Below are 2186 nucleotides of genomic sequence, written 5' to 3' on the forward strand. Positions count from 1 at the left end.
GTCACCGCTTCTCTGCCGTCGTCATCAGCTGCGCGGTTCGCTGGTATTTCCGGTTCAGCCTGAGCCTGCGCGACATCGAGGAGTTGTTGCTCGAGCGTGGTGTCGTGGTCACGTACGAAACAATCCGTTGCTGGTGCGACAAGTTCGGCGCTGGATTCGCCCGGTGCGCCAAAGCGGCGCGGCCCAAGCCGGGCAGCACATGGCATCTGGACGAGATGTTCGTGACGCTGCGCGGCGAGCCGTATCTGTTGTGGCGAGCGGTCGACGAGCATGGTGCCGAACTTGACGTGCTGGTGCAAAAGCGGCGCGACAAGGCCGCGGCAAAGCGCTTCTTCCGGAGAGTGCTGCGCTCAAACCCGGTACCGCGCAAAATCGTTACCGACCAGCTGCGCAGCTATCCAGCGGCGAAGGCTGAAACTCCCGAGCTCGCTCATGTGAAGCACGTTTTCGTCAAAGCGGCTGCACGCGTGAACAATCGTGCCGAGAACAGCCACCAGCCGACCCGCAGGCGCGAACGCCAGATGTGCGGCTTTCGCAATGCGCGTCGCACGCAGGCGTTTCTTTCATGCTTTGGACCAATCCGGCAGCACTTCGCGTTGCCCAGACATCAGATGAGCGCGGCATGTCATCGTGCCGTGCTCAAAGAACGCTTGGTCACATGGCATGATTGGACTGTTACTGGCGCAGTCGAGAAAGGTATCTGAATAGGATTACTACTCTTTAGCTTCATAGGTAGTCTACGCTCGCCAACTTGACAAAGCCCGAATTAGTAGCCATGGCGATATCGGCAAATTCGTTCATTGTTTACTGCCTCAGTTTTGCTCTTAATTTATTTGATCTTCCCGAACGCATTCCTACGCGTGGGCACCGTCGCCATCGGACATAAGAACGTCGGCCAAGGATCGCAACGACAGCGCCAGACGTTTCACCTTTTCCTGAGCATCTGGAAAAGTAAGTGTCGCCTTCGTCAGGGTAATTGCAGGGAACTTAAGGATGATCTGATCGACCTCATTCGCTAGGGCGTCAATCGTTTGGGCTGCCTCTTGCGCCTCGGCAAAGGATTTACGAAGTGCTTCAAGTGTTGCGCGTTCGACCTCCAGCGCTGCTCGAACCGCATTGATTTCCTGCTGAACCTCGTCCCGCTTCACCGTGGCGCCCGCGATGGCCTCCTCCATGGTGGTGTAGCCTTCTGGAATTTGCGCGACGATCTTTGACTCGTATTGGATTTCGATTGGCTTTGCGCGCAACTTGTTCAACGCGGCTTCGGCTTTGGTGTAGTCATCGAGGAGAGCATTGAGCTCGGCGTCCTTTCGCGAGATGATGGTCTCGCGGTCGCGAAGATTGATCTCCGTTCTGTCAGCGCGTGCGGACTCCTTCGCCAGGCTGCGTTGCGCTTCTTCGAGTTGCGCCGTAGTGTTTTGCAGAGTTCCCTGCATTTCGAGAAGTTCGTTCGACTTTTGCTCGAGCGTCTGGTTGAACTGCTCGCGCAGTTGGTCGAGTAGTTCCTGAGCGTCTTTCTTGGAGAGCGAACCTTGGGATGCCGCCGCCTTTATCGCTTCAACCGCGCTGTCGCCGGGATCCGCACCGAGAAGCGTGAAGACATTCATGCGGATGTTGTGGACCTAGGCCGGCAAATGACCGTCAGCCTCGGTGAACTTCTTGTGGACCAGTGCCGAGATACCGATCATGCGATAGACGTTGCTCTTGCTGTAGCCAAAGGCATGCGAGCAGTGATCGTAGAATGCCTTTGCGTCGGGGATGATTTCCTTGAGCTTTGAAATGCAAACCGCGATGTTGAGGAGGGCCCTCGTTGCCTGCTGCTTCGAGATGCGAACGCTCTCGGTTAGCGAGACGACCTGATCGTGTTGTTCTGCAGTAAGGCCAGATGGCATCACTAGTTGCAGGCTGATTGGCTGCTCATCGACGCTGAGTTGAAGTGCGGTGGACACGCGTAACGGCTCCCAAATGCTGAAAGTGTTGTGCTTAATCAGAGTGCCACACGCCCTTATATGGACACCGCCCGGTTTGCCAAGTTGATCTTGATGTGATGCCTGAACGAGGTATCGGCTGCGGTCTTATATCCGGCCTGTTGCGTGCCGAAGCCGCGGGCCCGAGCCTGTCCAAAATTTTGTGTGTAAGGCATAACATGTCGCAAAGGAGCATGTATGCCACGCAAACCGAAGGCG

At 56.3% G+C, this 2186-nt stretch carries 4 protein-coding genes; 1 reads left to right on the forward strand and 3 read right to left on the reverse strand.

Annotated elements, in window-relative coordinates; translation table 11 throughout:
- Nucleotides 1-704 (forward strand): IS6 family transposase (locus tag AWB69_RS44990; RefSeq protein WP_063978061.1); only part of this gene is annotated, 704 nt, incomplete at its 5' end.
- 150 nt (nt 705-854) lie between these two features.
- Here AWB69_RS44990 and AWB69_RS44995 read toward each other — a convergent pair.
- The 3 genes from AWB69_RS44995 to AWB69_RS50210 form a co-directional block, all read right to left on the reverse strand.
- The gene (locus AWB69_RS44995; RefSeq protein WP_062093203.1) at nt 855-1607 is read right to left on the reverse strand and encodes a hypothetical protein; all 753 of its coding nucleotides are present in this window, start codon (nt 1605-1607) and stop codon (nt 855-857) included.
- A 15-nt stretch (nt 1608-1622) separates the two neighbouring features.
- Nucleotides 1623-1949 carry a hypothetical protein gene (locus tag AWB69_RS45000; protein ID WP_062093204.1) on the reverse strand — a complete coding sequence of 109 codons (327 nt, stop codon included), beginning with the start codon at nt 1947-1949 and terminating at the stop codon, nt 1623-1625.
- Between the two features lie 56 nt (nt 1950-2005).
- The coding region (locus AWB69_RS50210) for a hypothetical protein (protein WP_231937463.1) at nt 2006-2186 on the reverse strand (181 nt) is incomplete at its 5' end.

Origin of the sequence: Caballeronia udeis (genome assembly GCF_001544555.2) — a bacterium.
Taxonomy (GTDB): Bacteria; Pseudomonadota; Gammaproteobacteria; order Burkholderiales; family Burkholderiaceae; genus Caballeronia; species Caballeronia udeis.